Annotated in this window: 16 protein-coding genes; 5 read left to right on the forward strand and 11 right to left on the reverse strand. The window is 52.5% G+C overall.

Annotation, left to right across the window (positions count from 1 at the left end):
* Window positions 1-166: 166 nt before the first annotated feature.
* The 3 genes from PsAD26_RS28370 (at window position 167) to PsAD26_RS28380 (ending at window position 3,638) form a co-directional block, all read left to right on the forward strand.
* Complete coding sequence (locus PsAD26_RS28370; protein ID WP_063313085.1) at window positions 167-2,005, forward strand: DEAD/DEAH box helicase; 1,839 nt, start codon at window positions 167-169, stop codon at window positions 2,003-2,005.
* A gap of 737 nt (window positions 2,006-2,742) precedes the next feature.
* Window positions 2,743-3,051, forward strand: a complete 309-nt coding sequence (locus PsAD26_RS28375) for a DUF1778 domain-containing protein (protein WP_063291482.1) — start codon at window positions 2,743-2,745, stop codon at window positions 3,049-3,051.
* Window positions 3,048-3,638, forward strand: a complete 591-nt coding sequence (locus PsAD26_RS28380) for a GNAT family N-acetyltransferase (RefSeq protein WP_244278357.1) — start codon at window positions 3,048-3,050, stop codon at window positions 3,636-3,638. Before PsAD26_RS28375 ends, PsAD26_RS28380 begins: the two co-directional genes overlap by 4 nt.
* A 136-nt stretch (window positions 3,639-3,774) precedes the next feature.
* Here PsAD26_RS28380 and PsAD26_RS28385 read toward each other — a convergent pair whose 3' ends face one another.
* The gene (locus PsAD26_RS28385; protein ID WP_063286137.1) at window positions 3,775-4,101 is read right to left on the reverse strand and encodes a hypothetical protein; all 327 of its coding nucleotides are present in this window, start codon (window positions 4,099-4,101) and stop codon (window positions 3,775-3,777) included.
* Window positions 4,102-4,603: 502 nt separating this feature from the next.
* On the opposite strand from PsAD26_RS28385, the gene PsAD26_RS28390 reads away from it, so the two are divergent.
* Window positions 4,604-4,960, forward strand: a complete 357-nt coding sequence (locus PsAD26_RS28390; protein WP_057465498.1) for a VOC family protein — start codon at window positions 4,604-4,606, stop codon at window positions 4,958-4,960.
* 281 nt (window positions 4,961-5,241) lie between these two features.
* On the opposite strand, the gene PsAD26_RS28395 is transcribed toward PsAD26_RS28390, so the two are convergent.
* The 8 genes from PsAD26_RS28395 to PsAD26_RS28430 all read right to left on the reverse strand — a co-directional run bounded on the left by PsAD26_RS28395 (window position 5,242) and on the right by PsAD26_RS28430 (window position 14,224).
* Complete coding sequence (locus PsAD26_RS28395) at window positions 5,242-6,309, reverse strand: hypothetical protein (protein WP_063313086.1); 1,068 nt, start codon at window positions 6,307-6,309, stop codon at window positions 5,242-5,244.
* 122 nt (window positions 6,310-6,431) lie between these two features.
* Window positions 6,432-6,908, reverse strand: a complete 477-nt coding sequence (locus PsAD26_RS28400; protein WP_057465450.1) for a YaiI/YqxD family protein — start codon at window positions 6,906-6,908, stop codon at window positions 6,432-6,434.
* Between the two features lie 72 nt (window positions 6,909-6,980).
* Window positions 6,981-8,300 carry an amidase gene (locus PsAD26_RS28405; RefSeq protein WP_208985919.1) on the reverse strand — a complete coding sequence of 440 codons (1,320 nt, stop codon included), beginning with the start codon at window positions 8,298-8,300 and terminating at the stop codon, window positions 6,981-6,983.
* Between the two features lie 164 nt (window positions 8,301-8,464).
* On the reverse strand, window positions 8,465-8,848 hold the full coding sequence (locus PsAD26_RS28410; RefSeq protein WP_063313088.1) for a CesT family type III secretion system chaperone: 384 nt from the start codon (window positions 8,846-8,848) through the stop codon (window positions 8,465-8,467).
* Window positions 8,838-9,719: a hypothetical protein gene (locus tag PsAD26_RS28415; protein ID WP_063313089.1), complete on the reverse strand. Its 882-nt coding sequence runs from the start codon at window positions 9,717-9,719 to the stop codon at window positions 8,838-8,840. Before PsAD26_RS28415 ends, PsAD26_RS28410 begins: the two co-directional genes overlap by 11 nt.
* Before the next feature lie 294 nt (window positions 9,720-10,013).
* Window positions 10,014-12,467, reverse strand: a complete 2,454-nt coding sequence (locus tag PsAD26_RS28420) for a Tex family protein (protein ID WP_063313090.1) — start codon at window positions 12,465-12,467, stop codon at window positions 10,014-10,016.
* Between the two features lie 146 nt (window positions 12,468-12,613).
* A complete protein-coding gene (gene rpiB, locus PsAD26_RS28425; protein ID WP_063313091.1) occupies window positions 12,614-13,063 on the reverse strand; it encodes a ribose 5-phosphate isomerase B in 450 nt (149 codons plus the stop codon).
* A gap of 51 nt (window positions 13,064-13,114) precedes the next feature.
* Window positions 13,115-14,224, reverse strand: a complete 1,110-nt coding sequence (locus PsAD26_RS28430) for an ATP-dependent RecD-like DNA helicase (RefSeq protein ID WP_063313092.1) — start codon at window positions 14,222-14,224, stop codon at window positions 13,115-13,117.
* A gap of 179 nt (window positions 14,225-14,403) precedes the next feature.
* Between PsAD26_RS28430 and PsAD26_RS28435 the strand changes: the two genes are divergently transcribed.
* Window positions 14,404-15,780: a glutamate decarboxylase gene (locus PsAD26_RS28435; RefSeq protein WP_063313093.1), complete on the forward strand. Its 1,377-nt coding sequence runs from the start codon at window positions 14,404-14,406 to the stop codon at window positions 15,778-15,780.
* Window positions 15,781-15,811: 31 nt separating this feature from the next.
* On the opposite strand, the gene PsAD26_RS28440 is transcribed toward PsAD26_RS28435, so the two are convergent.
* Together PsAD26_RS28440 and PsAD26_RS28445 are read right to left on the reverse strand one after the other, a co-directional pair.
* Window positions 15,812-16,765: an aminoglycoside phosphotransferase family protein gene (locus PsAD26_RS28440; protein WP_063313094.1), complete on the reverse strand. Its 954-nt coding sequence runs from the start codon at window positions 16,763-16,765 to the stop codon at window positions 15,812-15,814.
* On the reverse strand, window positions 16,758-17,801 hold the full coding sequence (locus PsAD26_RS28445) for a P1 family peptidase (protein WP_063313095.1): 1,044 nt from the start codon (window positions 17,799-17,801) through the stop codon (window positions 16,758-16,760). The genes PsAD26_RS28440 and PsAD26_RS28445 overlap by 8 nt, the downstream gene beginning before the upstream one ends.
* Window positions 17,802-17,810 lie beyond the last annotated feature (9 nt).

Here is a 17,810-nt window from a genome sequence, read left to right on the forward strand (position 1 = left end):
TGACCTTTTCACGAAGTCAGACTACAAGGCCCACGAAGAAAAGAGCTCGCTTGCCATTTGCCGCCTCATGGTCCTCCGTTATGGTTTCATGAGTGAGCGGAAGCGATGGGTAGGGCAACAAAGCTCTTGCTTTATAGATAATGACCCTCCTCGAAAGAAATACTAAATGACGATACCTGAAGGGGTTGCCCCAGCGCTTTCTACCGCACTAGAAAAGCGCGAATACACGTCTCTAACCCCGGTCCAGACAGCCGTTCTTGATGAAAAACTGAAAGGCAAAGACCTTTTGGTTTCTGCTCAGACAGGCTCTGGTAAAACAGTTGCATTCGGCATCGCTATTGCGCCGGAACTGCTGGGTGATGAAGAGCGTATGGGCCGTGCGAACGAACCTCTTGCATTGTGTGTTGCGCCAACCCGTGAGCTGGCTATCCAGGTTTCTAAAGAACTGGAATGGCTCTACGGCGAAGCCGGTGCTCGTATCACCACTTGTGTTGGTGGTATGGATATGCGCCGTGAACGCCGCAATCTTTCTGCAGGCGCACACATCGTAGTCGGCACCCCAGGCCGCCTGCGTGACCATATTGAACGTGGTTCCTTTGATACTTCCTCACTTCGCACAGTTGTACTGGACGAAGCAGATGAAATGCTGGACCTTGGCTTCCGTGAAGACCTCGAATTCATTCTTGGCGCTGCACCACAAGAACGCCGCACTCTGCTGTTCTCCGCAACTGTTCCTCAGCAGATTGAAAGCCTCGCAAAACGCTTCCAGCGTGATGCACAGCGCATTTCAACAGTAAGCAACCGCGAACAGCATGCTGATATTGAATATCGTGCAATGCAGGTCGCACCAAACGACCGTGAAAACGCGATCATCAACGTCCTGCGTTTCTACGAAGCTCAGAACACCATCATCTTCTGCGGCACCCGCGAAATGGTGAAGCACCTGTCTGCACGCCTCGGCAACCGTGGCTTCGCAGTTGTTGCTCTCTCCGGTGAGCTGAGCCAGGCTGAGCGTAACCACGCTCTTGGCGCTATGCGTAATGGCCGGGCCCGCGTTTGTGTGGCAACCGATGTTGCTGCACGCGGCATTGACTTGCCAAACCTGGATCTCGTGATCCACGCAGACCTGCCAAACAACGCAGACACCCTGTTGCACCGCTCTGGCCGTACTGGTCGTGCAGGCCGTAAGGGCGTTTGTACTCTGGTTGTCCCACACACCCGCCGTCGCACAGCAACACGCCTTCTTGGCTTTGCAAAAGTGAAAGCGGAATGGGCGCCAGCGCCAACAGCCGATGAAATTCGCAACAAAGACCGTGAGCGCATCCTTGCGTCCTCCGATCTGCAGGAAGCACCGAGCGAAGAAGATCTGCCAATGGTGAAGGAACTTCTTGAGAAGTTCACCGCTGAGCAAATCGCAGCTGCTTACATGCGCCAGATCCATCAGGGTCTGCCTGCACCAGAAGAACTGCTGGCAACAAGCAACAATTTCGATAGTGAACGCGAGCGCAAGCCACGCAAAGACTTCGACAACGGTGTTTGGTTCCGCCTCAACGTCGGTCGCAAACACAACGCTGAACCGCGTTGGTTGCTGCCAATGATCTGCCGCGCAGGTCACATCACCAAAAATGACATCGGCTCCATCCGCATCTTTGATGCAGACGCCCGTTTCGAACTCGACGCAAAACTTGCTGACAAGTTCCTGGAAACTGTCAAAGAAAACGGCACTGGTGAAAAATCAATCACCATCACCCGTATCGAAGGCAATCCAGAGCGCAGCAGCAGTGGTCGCCCAGGTGGCAATCGCAACAACCGCGGTGGCGGTGGTGGCGGCGGTTACCGTGGTGAAGGCGGACGCGGCGGTGAAGGCCGTGGTCGTGGTCGTCGTGAAGGTGGCGGTGGCTACCGTGGTGGCGAAGGTCGTGGCCGTGGTGGTGAAGGCCGTGGTCGTGGCGAAGGCAAGCCAGGTGGCGGCAAAAGCTTCCGCGATAACCGCGGCGGCGAATAAGCCTCACAGACATCGTATCTCCGAAAAGTGGAAACCGTTTTTCGGATAAAGATACGCCCAAACAAAAGCTAATGCAGTTCATCTGCTTAAACGTGAACTGCTTTAGCAAGAATTGAAAAACGGGCCTTCGGGTCCGTTTTTTTATGCCTGATGTCTACCTCTCCCCACAAACACCAATAGCACCACATGGCCATCCATGCAGTGGTGAAGCTTTGGTCCCCGTTAAACGGGTGGAGCAAGGCGAGCAGGCGTTGCCTGCGCTACTTGTTAAATTAGTTTCTTCGGCATCGCTACTCGCCTCGCCCGGGCCTTTTATCATGAACGCGCGGGCTCCCTCTCGGACAGACGTGACTGACACGTCCCCGTGTCAATGACACGTTCCCATGTCACTGACAGGTTTCCCTGTCATTGGCAGTTTCCTGCCACCACCGGACGCCCTCCGGAACGACCCCAAACTCCCTATACCACTGTGGCCTCAAAAGGGTATGGCGCTTCACCGGACCTCCCGACACGATACGTTACCTCATGCCGGCAGCCCAACCCCACCCACGCCGCGGAATGGACGGTCCACTCCTGCCCGATTGCGTGGGCACAAAACTAAGATAAATCTAGAAACAGCAAGGGGAATAAGTTTTTGCTCAACCACAGCCTCTAGCCATAAAGTGCGCCTTTCTTGACTCGTACGCACATGTGACGTACAAAGCCACAAAGGCGACACAGGCCAAAGGAGGCACGCGATGCTTGGATTCAACGATGAAACCGAAGAGATCAAAGGCCGCAACACGGAGCGGATGAACTTCCGCACCAAGGCCCCCATCAAGGCGGCTATACAGCATGCTGCAGCACTGTCGGGCGTGGACGACTCCACCTTTACGATGAGCGCCGCCCTGCGAGAAGCAGAACGCGTGATTGAAGCGCATGAGCACACCCGCCTCGAAGCCGTCGATCATGCTGCCTTCACTGCTGCTCTGGAAACACCACCAGATCCAAATGAAGCACTCGTCACCGCAGCAAAACGCTACAAGACACGAGTGACCAGCCGTTGACGGACGTAAGCGTTCAGGAAAAGTCGTCGTCTACGGATGGGGCTGAAACGCAGTTTTTTATTGAAGCTTTCAATCCTGAGAAGCATGACAGAGCGAACTTTTCTTGCGGCGTTGAACAGGTCGACAACTATTTTAAAAAGACAGCCAACAAACTCAGGAATGCAGGCAACACGTCAATATACGTGATGGTCAGCTCCAATGGAGACACAGCAGGTTTCTATGCCATTAATGCCCATGCAGTTCATTATCAGGACCTTCCGGGTAAATGCAAACGGGCAGCGCCGCGTCATGGTTCAATTCCTGCCGTGTATATCTCGATGATCGGCAGAGACATCCGCTACCGGGGGCAAAAGATTGGAGAAGACCTTCTGATCGATGCCTTATGCCGTGCTTCTCGCGCATCGCAATCTGGTTATGCTGCTGCTGTAATCATGCTTGATGTACTCGACTGCGGAAACCCGGAGAAGGTCGCCAGCAGAAAAGCAATCTATGAGAGACTTCAGTTTCAAAGCCTCCCATCTAACCCCCTGCGCATGTTCATGCCCATGAAAACTGCAGATATCCTCCGCCAAGAACTTGGTACCTAAAGCGTATCACTGGAAAACAGCCACACGAGGATGCTGGCCTGCGGGCACACTTCGCCCGGCCGCAGACCAGCAGGACACTCATGAAGGGCTGTGCAAGGGTAGTTGAGGCAGCCCTTGGAGTGCCGTTCACAGTGATCTAATCAAGAGACACAATATTGGTTTCGACCGGTGGTGGAGAGGCGACGCTGCGTGTCGCGTGACCGGAAAATCCTTTAGGGAAGGACGTGCCAGACAACGCATCAGTTAAAATTCCGCAGGTCTTATCAAGTGCCTCTAGGCGGTTACATAAAGCGTAGTGCAAAGTGAATAAAACGTCACGTTCACAACTGTTCTTCATCCGCTCGCTCAGCACCATATGCTGCACATAAGCAAGATTCTGAAGATCAGAAACAGCAACGTTCACGTCATCAAATTCATTCTGAAGAGTATTTGTGGCGCCACAGGCGCATGCAGTGTCGTCCATAATCAAAGCCCTCACGTGGTTGGCTGTTGAATGAACCGCACGACACTGGGCTTTCTACGGCCCACTGGCGAGCGGGAGGGTAGAAACCTGACCACGGCAGGCGGGTTTATTCCCCTCCGAAGAGGGTATTGTATTCACCGCCCTCCCGCTCATAGCAAAGGGTTCGCGCCTTCAGAAAAAAGGCACAAAAAATCCGCCAGTTACGGGTGCGGCTACCGCGTGGAAAGGAGGTTTCTACGCCTCACATATGAATGTGGAATGGAACCGCCCACCTGTCAACGAAAAGTTGCAACAACCCCGCACCTGTTGCCCTAAGGATACGCTCAGGAAGGATCATAGAGTGTAACTCGTGATAACAGTCTGTCATCATGAAATAGCATTCGCGGACTCAAGAGGGCCTTCGCCGCGACCTAACTCACGGGAACTATGCACTTGCCTGCAACCAGATGACCAAGCATAATTGGCATCTAAAGTCAGGCTGCTTAGGACTTCACGGATGGCGATATCTTTAGGACGTTTAATTATCTATACCAAAAAACTGCCTCAAATGGCCAAATTTTATTGCCGTTACTTTGGCTTTGATGAAATCCAGAAAGACGGGGATCGGATTGTAGAACTTCGCCCGCAAAGTGATGGTTTCTCTATACTTTTACACGCTGCATCAAAGGGGCAAAAGGAAGGTCAGTCCTTGGTCAAACTTGTTTTTGATGTTGAAGATGTTCCAAGTTTCTGCAAGGCAGCGGGAGACCTTGGATTGCAATTCGGGCCAGTCCATCAGGCAGATGGCTATTGCTTTGCCAATACAACTGACCCATCCAACAACAAGGTGTCAGTATCTAGCCGCGCCTTCACGGTGTAACCATGTTGATCGCGACCTTACAATTGCCTGCGTAGTGATTGGGTGACGATTCATAGAACCGAACACCAGATCACTGCTCCGTTCATCCGGCATAACGGCGATGGCGCAACAGGCAAAGCATCAATCGCCTCCCCTCCTTCGTCTTCCCGCACTTGATGCGGGATCTAGAGCCCCACGCCAACGCCTATCCTCAAAGCACTGGGTACCGGATCTCCGCTCCGCTCGTCCGGCATGACGGCAGTGGCATATGCGATTTGACATACGAACTCTACGTCGAGCCGCTACTCAAAACAGCTCAGAACATCGTTCTCAAAATACGGTTCTTGATTGACCCAGAACATGTAGTCCACCTTCATAAAATCCTGCGCAAAAGCATGAAGCAGCGGCACGATATTCTGATCATTTTCAATCACTTCAGTTGTGCCCGTCCGCCCCGTATAATTGCCATCCTGAATAGCAATCCCGAGAGGCGCGGAGTACGCCCGCTCATGCATCATCGCGATGGTATGGTTCAGCTGACCACGACGCTTGAACATAAGGTCCGGCGCACCCAAACCAACACCAATGCTTTCACCATACTCATAGATTGAGCTCAGATAGCCCTCATCTTCGAAGGGAAGCCACTCACCCGGCATAAAGTTCGCATATTGCATTGTAACCGATGTCGGAAACGCAGCCTTCATCGCGGACATGTTGCCCTTCAGCGCTTCAGAATATCTGGCCGGACTGAACTGCTCATCATCCTCAGCAGACACCCCAATGGCAGACTCTTGCAGATTGATACCCTCAATCCGCCCGTCAAAGGCTTGCCCCAACGCCTGAAGAAGCTTAGCAAACCGCTCCTGCACCTTGCTGTTCCACCGCTTAGCAACCCAGCCTTCCGGCTCGTTGTTATCGTTAAACTGATAAACAGCACCGCCTGAATATTCATCAGAAAGAATGTAGTCAGGAACAGGAACATAGTCTGGATTAAACGAAGCATCCTGAAGTTGGACGAACAGCCTCTTGCCTTTGGACTCCAGATACGCCAGATCCGCTTCAATCAGAGAGAAATCATAGGTTCCCTCGGAAGTTTCAAGCGCGCGCCACGGATACATGATCTGCGCACCTGCAAACCGGGAGCTCTCCAAGAACGGATGCTCCTCAATCGCTTCGCGGTCTCTGGCGAAATAAGCAAAGTGTTTGATGCTATCCGGAGCAATGGGGCAAGCAGCCCCCAAATACTCTTTGTAAGCCTCTGCATACCGATCTGCTGGGTTCTTCCACTTGGCGAATGCAGATGGAGACGAAAAAGAAAAAAGCGCAACAAAGCCTAAGGCAACACAATTGCGCACGCTGATAACTGGCATAGGGAAACGACCTGACGTCTATCGAGAGTAGAGCCCCAGAAAAGCGCTCAACTTTGTCGACAAAGAGGCCTACAGCCCATCATCGCCAGTTTTCACAGAGCTTAATGGCAAACAGCACCCCGCTATACCGAAAATCCCTGACGCTTCAGCTGCTGAATGATCTGATCGATCTTCTGCAAAAACTGAGAACGGTCTTTCGGTGAGAACGGCCGCGGTCCACCTGTCTGTTCCCCAAAGCTGCGCAAATCTTCCATCAGGTTACGTGTTGCCAGCGCCATGCCAATGGAAGCTTCATCAAACACTTTTCCTTTAGGGGAAAGCGCAAGCGCACCAGCCTTCACCACACGGTCAGCCAGCGGAATATCCTGCGTCACAACAATATCACCCGGAACGGCCCGCTCAGCAATCCAGTCATCCGCAACATCAGGCCCATCAGGCACGATCACCCGTTCCACATCCATGTCGCGCGGCGTGTTGATGAAACTGTTGGCAACAACAAACACCTTCAGACGATACCGGTCAGCAACCTTGTAAATCTCGTCTTTGACGGGGCATGCATCCGCATCAATATAAATAAGTATTTTTTTAGCGCTGGTCACAGCAGCTCTTCTCCTGCATCGCAGCGTGTTCCCGAAAAGTAGTTCCGGTTTTCGGAGAGGAACACGCTCAAATCAGCCCTTTAGTCGCGCAGGAGCGATCACTTTGTCAATCAAACTTGCCATTTCAAGCACATGCCAGTCACGTCCAGCCCGTTCAATCAACATCAAACCCGTCCCCGGCATGCCATGCGCGTTCATGGGAATAGTCGCAGCACACCCATCAACCCAGTTCACAGCACGCGTATTTTGCGAAAGCTGAGAGCCAAATTTCTCCGGATTGCTGTCAACATCCTCAAGCAGCGGTGCAACAATCGGCACCGTCGGCGCAATCAGAATATCAAACTTGCCTGCCATCTCTTTAAAGGCACGAATAGCTTCCACCCGCTTCGAGCGCGCCTCTTCCATCTCTTTGCTCGTCACCTCAGTCGACTTGAGGATCCGCTGCACCACATAAGGATCACCAGTCTCTTTGAGACCTTCCAGATACCCGCCAACCAAAGCAGTGGTCTCGTAACTGCAGATCGTCCCAAGAAAAGTCGCGCTATGACACAAGACAGGCTCTGAAACCGGCGCGATGATAGCACCCGCATCCCGGATCGCCTGCATCGAGCGGTCAAAATCCGCGCTTACCTGCGTATCCAGTCCCTCAGCCAACGGCGAAGCCACAAGCCCCACATGCAATCCATCAAGGCTCTTTATCCTGCGCGGAGCAAGACACTGCCCCGAAAGCACAGCATGCAAACGGGTACACATATGTATTGATCGCGCAATAAAGCCGACCGTATCAAAGGAAGGACAAACAGAGAAAAGACCCTTGGTCGAAATCGCCGCTCGCGTCGGCTTAAACCCGTAAAGCCCATTAAGCGCTGCCGGAATTCGCACAGACCCGCCAGTATCGGTTCCCAGAGCCGCATCACACAGCCCCAGCCCCACACTTGCAACAGCCCCCGAGGATGAACCTCCGGGAATGCGTGCAGGATCAATCACATTTGCAGGGGATCCAAAACAGGGATTGAGTCCAAGCCCCGTAAAACCCAACTCACTCATATTGGTACGGCCACAGGTAAACGCCCCTGCAGCTTTCAGGGCAGACACCACCTTGGCATCTTCACAAGCCGGAGCCCGCTTGCGCAGGAACGGCGAGCCAGCACTGGTGACAATGCCAGTTTCATCAAACAGGTCTTTGAGAGAAACAGCCACGCCATGCAAAGGCAACGAGTCATGCGCTTCTTTCTGCCGCTGATCGGCAGCTTCAGCCGCGCGCATAATCCTCTCGGCATCAAACTCCAGAAACACACGCTCTACACATCCATCAGGCAGATCCATTGCCCGATCAATATATCGGCGCGCTACATCTACCGCTCTGAAATGTATACGAGGATCTGTCGACAAGTTATCTCCACTCATCACGCATGCATATTTATCGCACTTTGATGGTTGTCGCCTGTTTTCCTCGTCAGTTCAATCATCTCCAAACAAAAGAGATACCAGTCTATTAATCTGCCACGGCGAAGCGCGGCAAAACTACAGTGTATCGCCGAAAAATGGGAACTGGTTTAGTTCTGGGCTGTAATGGATGAAGCAGCAGAACCAAGCGCCTCAACGCTCTCCAGCAAATCCGGCAGAGACAATCCACTCAGCGCAATACGTGACCACAGCACAACAGAGTCATCATCCCCCTGCCCGACAATAATCGGATGGCCCGACTGATCAGGCAGGTTCAGCTTCAGCATACTGCTATCACTCAAGCTCTCATGAATGGCCTCACGATCAACTCGTACCAGCAGCTTTATATAGTCCCTCTCATTGCCCACGAAATACATGCTGAGCGAGCCATCGACATCCACTTGGTAGACCTCATTCTCCTCATACTCATTGATCAGGTACTGCCTCATGAGGTCTTTCATCAGGTGGTGGAAGTTCAAATTATTAGAATCCATGCTTTTTCCCAGCCTTCAGTCCCTCGAACTTCTCATGGAAGTACTTCTCGGGAATCTCATCCGCCTGCACAGTCTCTGAAGTCCAATCAGTCACGTAGGTAGTCGCAGGATTTTCCATGGTGCTCAGACTTGAAAACATAAATTTAGATCTGGAATTCTGTTCAACAATAAAATTCTCAAGCTTCTTTCCCGGAACACTGGGAACATCCAGCGACTTAAAGAAGCCCTGAATTTCCTCAAAAGGAACCGGCTTTAACCCCTCAATATCCAAAGATAAAGCAGGCTTTGGCCCGGCACGTGTCCACGACACCACGGTTGGCGCTTCACCCATGATACTCTGTTTCCCATCCTCAAGACGGAAAGCCCCTGGAAACGTCGGCCACGCATCAACAATAACGGCCTCTTGTTTAGGGTCTCTGGGATCACCAATCATACAAAACGCATGATCAACCATCGAAGAGGAAACGCGAGCCACTGGACGGTCTGTTTCTGATGCCGCCAGAAGCTTGTAGCTAACCTCCGCATGTCCGGAGCAGTTGCCGGCCTGCACACGAACAGAGCTTTCAGCCAACCCACCATGCTGCGGAGCTTTCGCTAGCCCATAGTTGGCTCGCAGATAACTCTCACCGCGCGAAGCAAACACCTCCGGCGTCAAATTACCCGCACCGTATGGAAGCAACTGCTTGGTCTGCCAGATGACTTTCTGCGCAACCTTCAGGTCTTCAAAGGCCTGCGCGGAAACGCGAACCTCCTTCCCCTGAAACTCACCTATGTACTTCTGCGCTTTTTTTACGGTCGTGAAGTTAACAGTATCAGGCGTCTCTGTAGTATTTGAACGAAGACAATGAACAAGTGAAGCAAAGAACGGCACTGAATTCTCCCATTACACAACCTAAGATAGAAAATCCACCTCAAAACCAACAGTATCAATGAGAGAAATTCTGACTGTTAGATTCAGCACAGGAGTACGATTACATTAATTTGAGAATGCCTTGATAGGAAAAATATAATTACTGCAACACTTTAATTCTAAAAAGCTTTACCAACTCTACAGATCTGATCGAACAGATATAAAAATAAATATTATTTAAAATACGAGATTTACTACAAAAAGAGCCCGCCAGCAGAACTGGCGGACTCCCTGAAATACTGAATGGGAGCAGACTTAACGCTTCGGCTTGTTAAACGCAGCTGCCAGAGCCGCCGCCATGGCGTTGTTGCTGCCCCCGCTGTTATCAACAGCCTTATTGCCACCACGATCACCGCCGCGAGGCCCGCCACCACGGTTGCCGCCATTCGGGCGATTACCACCACCTGGACGACCTCCACCTTGATTACGGTTGCCACCCCGGTCAGCCTGTCGTTCCCGTGCATTCTCACGAGCATCCGCGCTGTCCTTGCGCATGGTCAGGCCGATGCGTTTGCGGGCAATATCCACCTCAACCACACGCACCTTTACGATATCACCTGCCTTCACAACCGTATGCGGATCATCCACGAATCGGTCTGCGAGCTGAGACACATGCACCAACCCGTCCTGATGCACGCCAATATCAACAAAGGCACCAAAGTTGGTCACGTTGGTCACCGTCCCTTCCAGCATCATACCCGGCTTGAGATCCTGCATGGTCTCAACACCGTCCTGGAAGGAGGCAGTTTTAAACTCAGGACGTGGATCACGCCCCGGCTTTTCCAGCTCTGCAAAAATGTCCTTTACAGTCGGCAGACCAAACTTCTCGTCCGTAAACTCTTTCGGGTCCAGATTGCTCAAAATGTTGGAGCCCATGATCTCACGAATATCTCGACCACATGCTTTGATGATCTTCTGCGCAAGTGGGTACGCTTCCGGGTGAACAGAGGACGCATCCAGCGGATTTTCACCGTCCGCAATCCGCAGGAAGCCAGCACACTGCTCAAACGCTTTCGGCCCAAGCCGCGCAACCTTCAACAGCTGCCTGCGGTTTTTAAAGGTGCCAACCGTATCACGATACTCAACCACCGCCTTCGCCAAACTGTCAGAAAGGCCGGAGATATGCGCCAGCAACGGAGCAGACGCCGTGTTGAGGTCAACCCCAACCGCGTTCACCGCATCTTCCACCACACCATCCAGCGAGCGCGCCAGCTTGGTCTGGTTCACGTCGTGCTGATACTGCCCAACACCGATGGATTTAGGCTCAATCTTCACCAATTCAGCAAGCGGATCTTGCAGACGGCGACCAATGGAAGCCGCTCCGCGAAGAGACACGTCCACATCCGGCATCTCTTTAGCAGCCAGCGCAGAGGCGGAATAAACCGAAGCCCCAGCCTCATTCACCATCACCTTGGTTGGGCGGTGCTCTGCCGGAATGTCCTTCAGCAAATCCGCCGCCAGACGATCCGTCTCACGGCTTGCAGTCCCGTTACCAATCGCAATCAGGCTCACACCATGCTTGGCAACCAACGCCCGCAAGGTGGCAAGAGACCCCTGAATGTCATTGCGTGGCTGGAACGGGTAAATCGTTGCCGTATCAATCAGTTTTCCTGTTGCATCAACAACAGCCACCTTCACACCTGTCCGAATACCCGGATCAAGCCCCAGCGTAGCACGCGGCCCAGCGGGTGCGGCAAGCAGCAAGTCCTTCAGATTACGCGCAAAAACCTTGATCGCTTCTTCTTCCGCCTTGTCACGCAGCTCGCTCATCAAGTCCAGCTCAACGTGCAGGCCAATCTTCACCTTCCACGTCCAGCGACACACATCAGAAAGCCACTTATCAGCAGGGCGACCGTTATTCACAATCCCCGCCGCATCAGCAATCATCTGCTCCACTGGCTTCACAGCGGAAACATCATCCTCATCCACTTTCAGGTCCAGCGCCAGGATACCCTCATTGCGACCGCGCAGCAGCGCCAGTGCACGGTGGCTCGGAATGTTCTTCCAATTCTCAGAATAACCAAAGTAGTCAGAGAACTTCGCGCCTTCCTGCTCTTTGCCAGCAACAACCTCTGCCTTCACAGCGCCCTGACGCGCCACATAGTTACGCAGCTTGCCGACCAACTGAGCGTTCTCAGAAAACCGCTCCATCAGGATCTGGCGCGCGCCATCCAGCACGGCCTTTGTGTCCGCAAACCCCTTCTCCGCATCAACAAAGCTGCCTGCTTCGCTCTCGGGCGTCTTGTTCGGATCGCTCAGCAGCAGATCTGCCAGCGGCTCAATACCAGCCTCACGGGCGATCTGCGCTTTCGTACGGCGCTTCTTTTTGTAAGGGAGGTAGAGGTCTTCCAGAGTGGCTTTGTTATCAGCACCAGCAATCTGTTTTGCCAGCTCATCGGTGAGCTTGCCCTGCTCTTCAATGGATTTCACAATCGCTTTGCGACGATCTTCCATCTCACGCATATAAATCAGGCGCTCTTCCAACGTACGCAGCTGCGTATCGTCCAACCCGCCCGTTGCTTCTTTACGGTAACGCGCAATAAACGGAACCGTAGACCCTTCATCCAACAACTGCACGGCAGAATTCACCTGCCCTGGTGCACAGCCAATTTCACCCGAAATACGCTGAGAAATCCGCAAAGCAATATCAGCAGAAAGCTTACCCGCTTTGACAGGAGAAGAAGAAGCAACAGAACTCAGATCAGACATTCAATTCTCTATAGCTTATTAATATTGAAAGCCCACCCTAGGTCCCCAATGCGGGCAAAACTAGATGCGAGAACTGAATACGCACAGGGAAAGGAGATGTAGTTTTATTTAAATTAACGTCCCTCTCTTCGGTCACTCAATCAACGCTAAGCTTCCAGCGCCTCAATCATCTCCACGCGTGTTGCGTGTCGCCCGCCTTCGAATTGAGCGGATAAAAATGCATCCACGATATCCAGCGCTACTCCTTCGCCAATCACACGGACACCCATAGAAAGCATGTTTGCATTGTTGTGCTCGCGGATCATACGAGCAGAGAATGTGTCACTACAAACCCCACAGCGGATACCTCGAACCTTGTTCGCAGCCATCATGATTCCTTGGCCAGTACCGCACAAGACAATCCCGAACCTGCAATCACCAGAAGCAACAAGTTGCGCAGCCGCTTCGCCATGCTTAGGATAGGGTGTGCTTTCCGACGATGTCGGCCCGATGTCGACAACTTCCCAACCCTTCGCAGCAATATGAGCAGCAACAACTTGCCGAAGCTGGATGCCTGCATGGTCACTTGAAAGGACGATGTAATTGTTGGTCGTCATGAAGTAGCTTTCCCGTTTAACAAGGCACTTTGGCAGCAAATGAGTAATGAGTTACCGCACCACCGTAATCTTCTGCGCTGCACGGGTTACAGCTGTATAAAGCCAACGCGTTTTGTGCTCGCGGAAGGCCCAGCTTTCGTCGAACAGCACTACATCATCCCATTGAGAACCCTGAGATTTGTGCACGGTCAGGGCGTAACCATAGTCGAATTCGTCGGCACGGCGGCGGATGGCGTAAGGGAGTTGTTCGCTGCCTTCCTCAAACATCGCGGGCAGTACCTTCACCCTAATCGCCTTCTTGGAGAGGTCATCCTCTGACGTAACATCAAACCGCAGCGTGTTGCCACGTGGCGGGCGTAGGCGGGAGACTTCCCAGAGGCCACCATTCAGCAGGCCTTTAGTCTTATCATTTCGAAGGCACACCAGCTTATCACCAACGGACGGCATCTGTGTCGTGATACCCTTAAGGTCCCGAATCCGGCCGTTGTAAAGCCTGCGCGTCTTGTTGGTCCCCACCAGCACCTGATCAGAGGCAAGAATACGCTCTTTGTCGATGTCGCGGCGGGAGATCACAGAGCTGTCGCCATACTGGCCAAAGTCCAGCTCTTGCCCATCGCGAATATCCATGGACATGCGTACAATCGGGTTGTCTTTCGCCTGACGGTGTACCTCGGTGAGCATGATATCCGGCTCGGACTCGGTGAAGTAACCACCACCACGCACAGGCGGCAGCTGTGCAGGATCACCCAGCACCAGCACCTTTTTGCCAAAGGAGAGCAGATCGCGCCCGAGCTCCTCATCCACCATGGAACACTCATCAATGATGATCAGGTCCACTTTAGCGGCAGGGCTGTCACGGTTGATAGCGAACTGAGGGCTCTCATCCTCGTCCTCATCATCCTTCTTGGTGCCCTTTGGACGGTAGATCAACGAATGGATGGTCGAAGCATCTGCACAGCCCTTTTGGCGCAGAACGTGGGCAGCTTTACCGGTAAAGGCACCAAAGGCCACCTCTCCATCAAGCCCCTCAGCCAGATGGCGGGCCAGTGTGGTCTTTCCGGTACCGGCATACCCAAACAAGCGAAACACCTGGGGCCCATGAGAACGGGACCAGCGCGCCACTTCAGTAAGTGCATCATCTTGTTGCGGAGACCAATCCATTCCAGACCACCTGTAATAACTTTCTCAAACCAGAATGAGTAATAAACGAAGCTGGCCTAAAACGCCCTCGTTTTCTTAAAAAGGTCAACAGGACACTCCAAATTGAATTTGTAAAACTTACGCGGAATTCAGGCACTGACGCTAGGGTTGCATCAGCCAATCAGTTTCGGAGCAACCCCATGCCATTGTGGAAGACAAGTGCCAGCGAAAGTCCCGACATTTACGCTACGGCCCGCGCAGTTGAAGGACTTGCCAAAGAGCGCATTCCAGAAACAGGAATGAGCCCGGAAGAAGCCTACAATCTTGTCAGAGACGAGCTGTACCTGGATGGCAACGCACGACAGAACCTCGCTACGTTTTGCACGACATGGGTGGAAGATGAAGTCCACAAACTCATGGCTGATTGCATCGACAAGAACATGATCGATAAGGACGAGTACCCGCAAACGGCAGAAATTGAAGCCCGCTGTGTCCATATGATCGCCAGCCTCTGGAACTCACCAGAAGCGGAAGAGACAATCGGCTGTTCCACAACAGGCTCTTCAGAAGCTGCCATGCTGGGTGGCCTTGCTCTCAAATGGGCATGGAGAGACCGCCGCAAGAAAGAAGGCAAGTCCTGCGACAAACCCAATATGGTTTGTGGCCCGGTTCAGGTGTGCTGGCACAAGTTTGCAAAATACTTTGATGTGGAGCTCCGCCAGATTCCGCTCAGCGAAGGCTCGCTCCACATGCGGCCCGAGCAACTTAAAGACTACGTAGACGAAAACACAATCTGCGTCGTCCCAACACTGGGCGTTACTTTCACCGGGATTTACGAACCAGTCAAAGAAATATGCCAGGAGCTGGATCGGCTTCAAAACGAAACCGGTTTGGATATCCCTATCCACGTAGACGCCGCATCCGGCGGCTTCGTCGCCCCCTTCCTACATCCGGAACTGCTGTGGGATTTCCGCCTCGATCGCGTGAAGTCCATCAACGCATCCGGCCACAAGTTCGGTCTCGCTCCCTTAGGCGTTGGTTGGGTGATCTGGCGCGATCAGAAAGAGCTGCCGTCTGATCTGGTGTTCAACGTTGATTATCTGGGTGGCAACATGCCCACCTTCGCGCTGAACTTCTCCCGCCCCGGTGGTCAGATCGTCATCCAGTATTACAACTTCATGAGACTAGGCTGGGTAGGCTACAGAGGCATCCAGTCAGCTTGCGCTGAGAACGCTCAGTATCTCGCCGAAAAGCTGGCGGGGCTACCGGAACTCGACATCCTGTATGACGGCAACGGCGCCCTACCCTGCGTGTGTTATCGCCTCAAACACCCAGAAAAAGCCCACTACTCACTCTATGACCTTTCAGAACGCGTGCGCATGAGTGGATGGCAAATCGCCTCCTACCCTCTGCCAGCAAACATGCACGACACGGTCGTCCAACGCATCATGGTTCGACACGGCGTCTCTCACGACGCAGTCGATCAACTCTTTCTGGATATCCGTAAGGCTCTGAACTACCTGGATAAAAACAACATCAAATGGTCAGAAGCAGGACCAAGCTTCTCTCACGGGTAAAGCATATCCCGTGAGAGAGCGTGAATGATGGTCAGGCCAGCTGCTCAAGCAGCTGCGCCAGATACTCAGGCTCATCAAGATGGTTTTCAACCATCAGCTCAAACTCTTTATATGTAGCTACATATTGTACAGCTGCCATGAGTGCGCGTATTTCGCTTTCTCGCGTTGCAAGCGGATGAGAGGAGCCTTTCAATCCTGCAAAGTAGGCATCCACAAACGCCTCACCGAGAGATTTGTCGATCTCGCACAGGAATGGATAAACACCAGCAACATCATAGACCGGCAGGTCCCAACGGCATTCATCCCAGTCAAGCACGCCAACCAACTCACCAGAATTCTCACTGATGAGTGTGTTTGGTGGTCCGAAGTCACCATGGATCAGGTGCTTTGTTTCATTCAGGTTGCCAAGCTTACCCAGCGCTTCATCGAGCGCCTTCTCCACCTCAGCCCAATAAGCAGTGCTCAGATACTTGGAATCGATATTCTTAGAAGCCTCCATCTCAGAAAGCGCTGCCAGCAAGTCAGATCCTGACTTCAGGGTCTCTTTGCTAACACCCGGACGTTCCTCCTCCGCAAATCGAAACGCATCTCGCTCCTCCCAAAGCTTGATGTGTAGATTTGCCAAGGCCTGACCACTCTGGCAGCAGGTCTCAATCTTATCCAGTGGCGGCGTCTCACCTTCGATCAACTCAAAGACAGAATAGTAAGCACCCTCAACCTCGGTCAAACGCTCCTGATTAACGCCATATAGCGCCTTCGGAACCTCATATCCGATCATATCGTGCAGCAAATCCAGACACTTGAATTCTGAAAGGATCTGCTCTTCAGTTCTATTTGGATTGTGACGACGAAGAACAACAGGCTCCTCCCCGTCTATTTCTCCCAACCAGGTTTCATTGGCATGGCCCTCTCCAAATGAGGACCACCTGGTATTTTCTGGCAAGGCAAAAGCTTCATCAAGGAGCTTGATTTCCTGCTTATTCATTTGCATCCCCCATTAACTCGCCAAAATCTCCCAATGCATAACGCGTGTTGCCATCACGGCCTGTCACACGCTCTGCATTCAACATTGAATTGACGATAGCTTCCTCTGTAGCTTCTGCAGTCGCTCTAAACACCCTGTCAATTCGCCGCTCATCGACTTGTTCCACCGAATGCGTGCGTTTTCTGCTCTTTGTGTCCACTGGATCCGCAGTTGTGAATGCTAAAGCTATATCGCCACTTCCATGACCAAGAAATGAACCAGTTCGTGCAAGTCCTACAGAAGTTCTCTTGGCAACCCGCTTCAATTGACGCTCGCTAAGCGGAAGATCCGTTCCGATGATCATGATGATAGACCCTTTTTCAGGTCCGCTCTCATCACGTGCCAGCTTTTCTTCAATCTGCGGGCCAAGATGTTGTCCAGCCAATGTAAAGTCTGGCATCCGTCCCATATTGGAAAGCACCAGAGCACCCAGATGGTACTCTTTGCTGCCAAGCTTCACCTGACGAGAAGCACTCCCAATGCCCCCCTTCAGACCATAGCAGGACATGCCGCGCCCGGCACCAACCGCACCTTGCTCAAACTCTTCCGAAACTGCGCCAATCGCATCAAGAGCATGCTGCGGGCGCACATACAACGCACTGATCTTATTCAGGAAAGCATCATTGCACTCAAACACGACAGGATTGATGGTGCCCATCACGAAGTCGATGTCCGGCGTTTCCGCCAGTGTGTGCTGAATCAAACCTTCACTCACCGCACCAACACTCAACGTGTTCGTCAAAAGGATCGGCGTTTCCAGCTCTCCCAGCTCTTCAACCTGCACCAAGCCAACACTCTTGCCAAACCCATTGAACACATGAGAAGCCGCACGCGTTCTCAGATTAAAGGCATTCTCATTATGAGTGGTAATCGCGGTCACGCCAGTCTGACAATCACCATCAGTCAGTGTTACATGCCCGACTTTGACACCCGGAACATCACAAATTGTATTCCACGGCCCCTTTGGCAAAGACCCAATATTGATTTTCTGAAACATTCCAACCTC

Source organism: Pseudovibrio sp. Ad26 (genome assembly GCF_001623285.1).
Lineage (GTDB): Bacteria > Pseudomonadota > Alphaproteobacteria > Rhizobiales > Stappiaceae > Pseudovibrio > Pseudovibrio ascidiaceicola.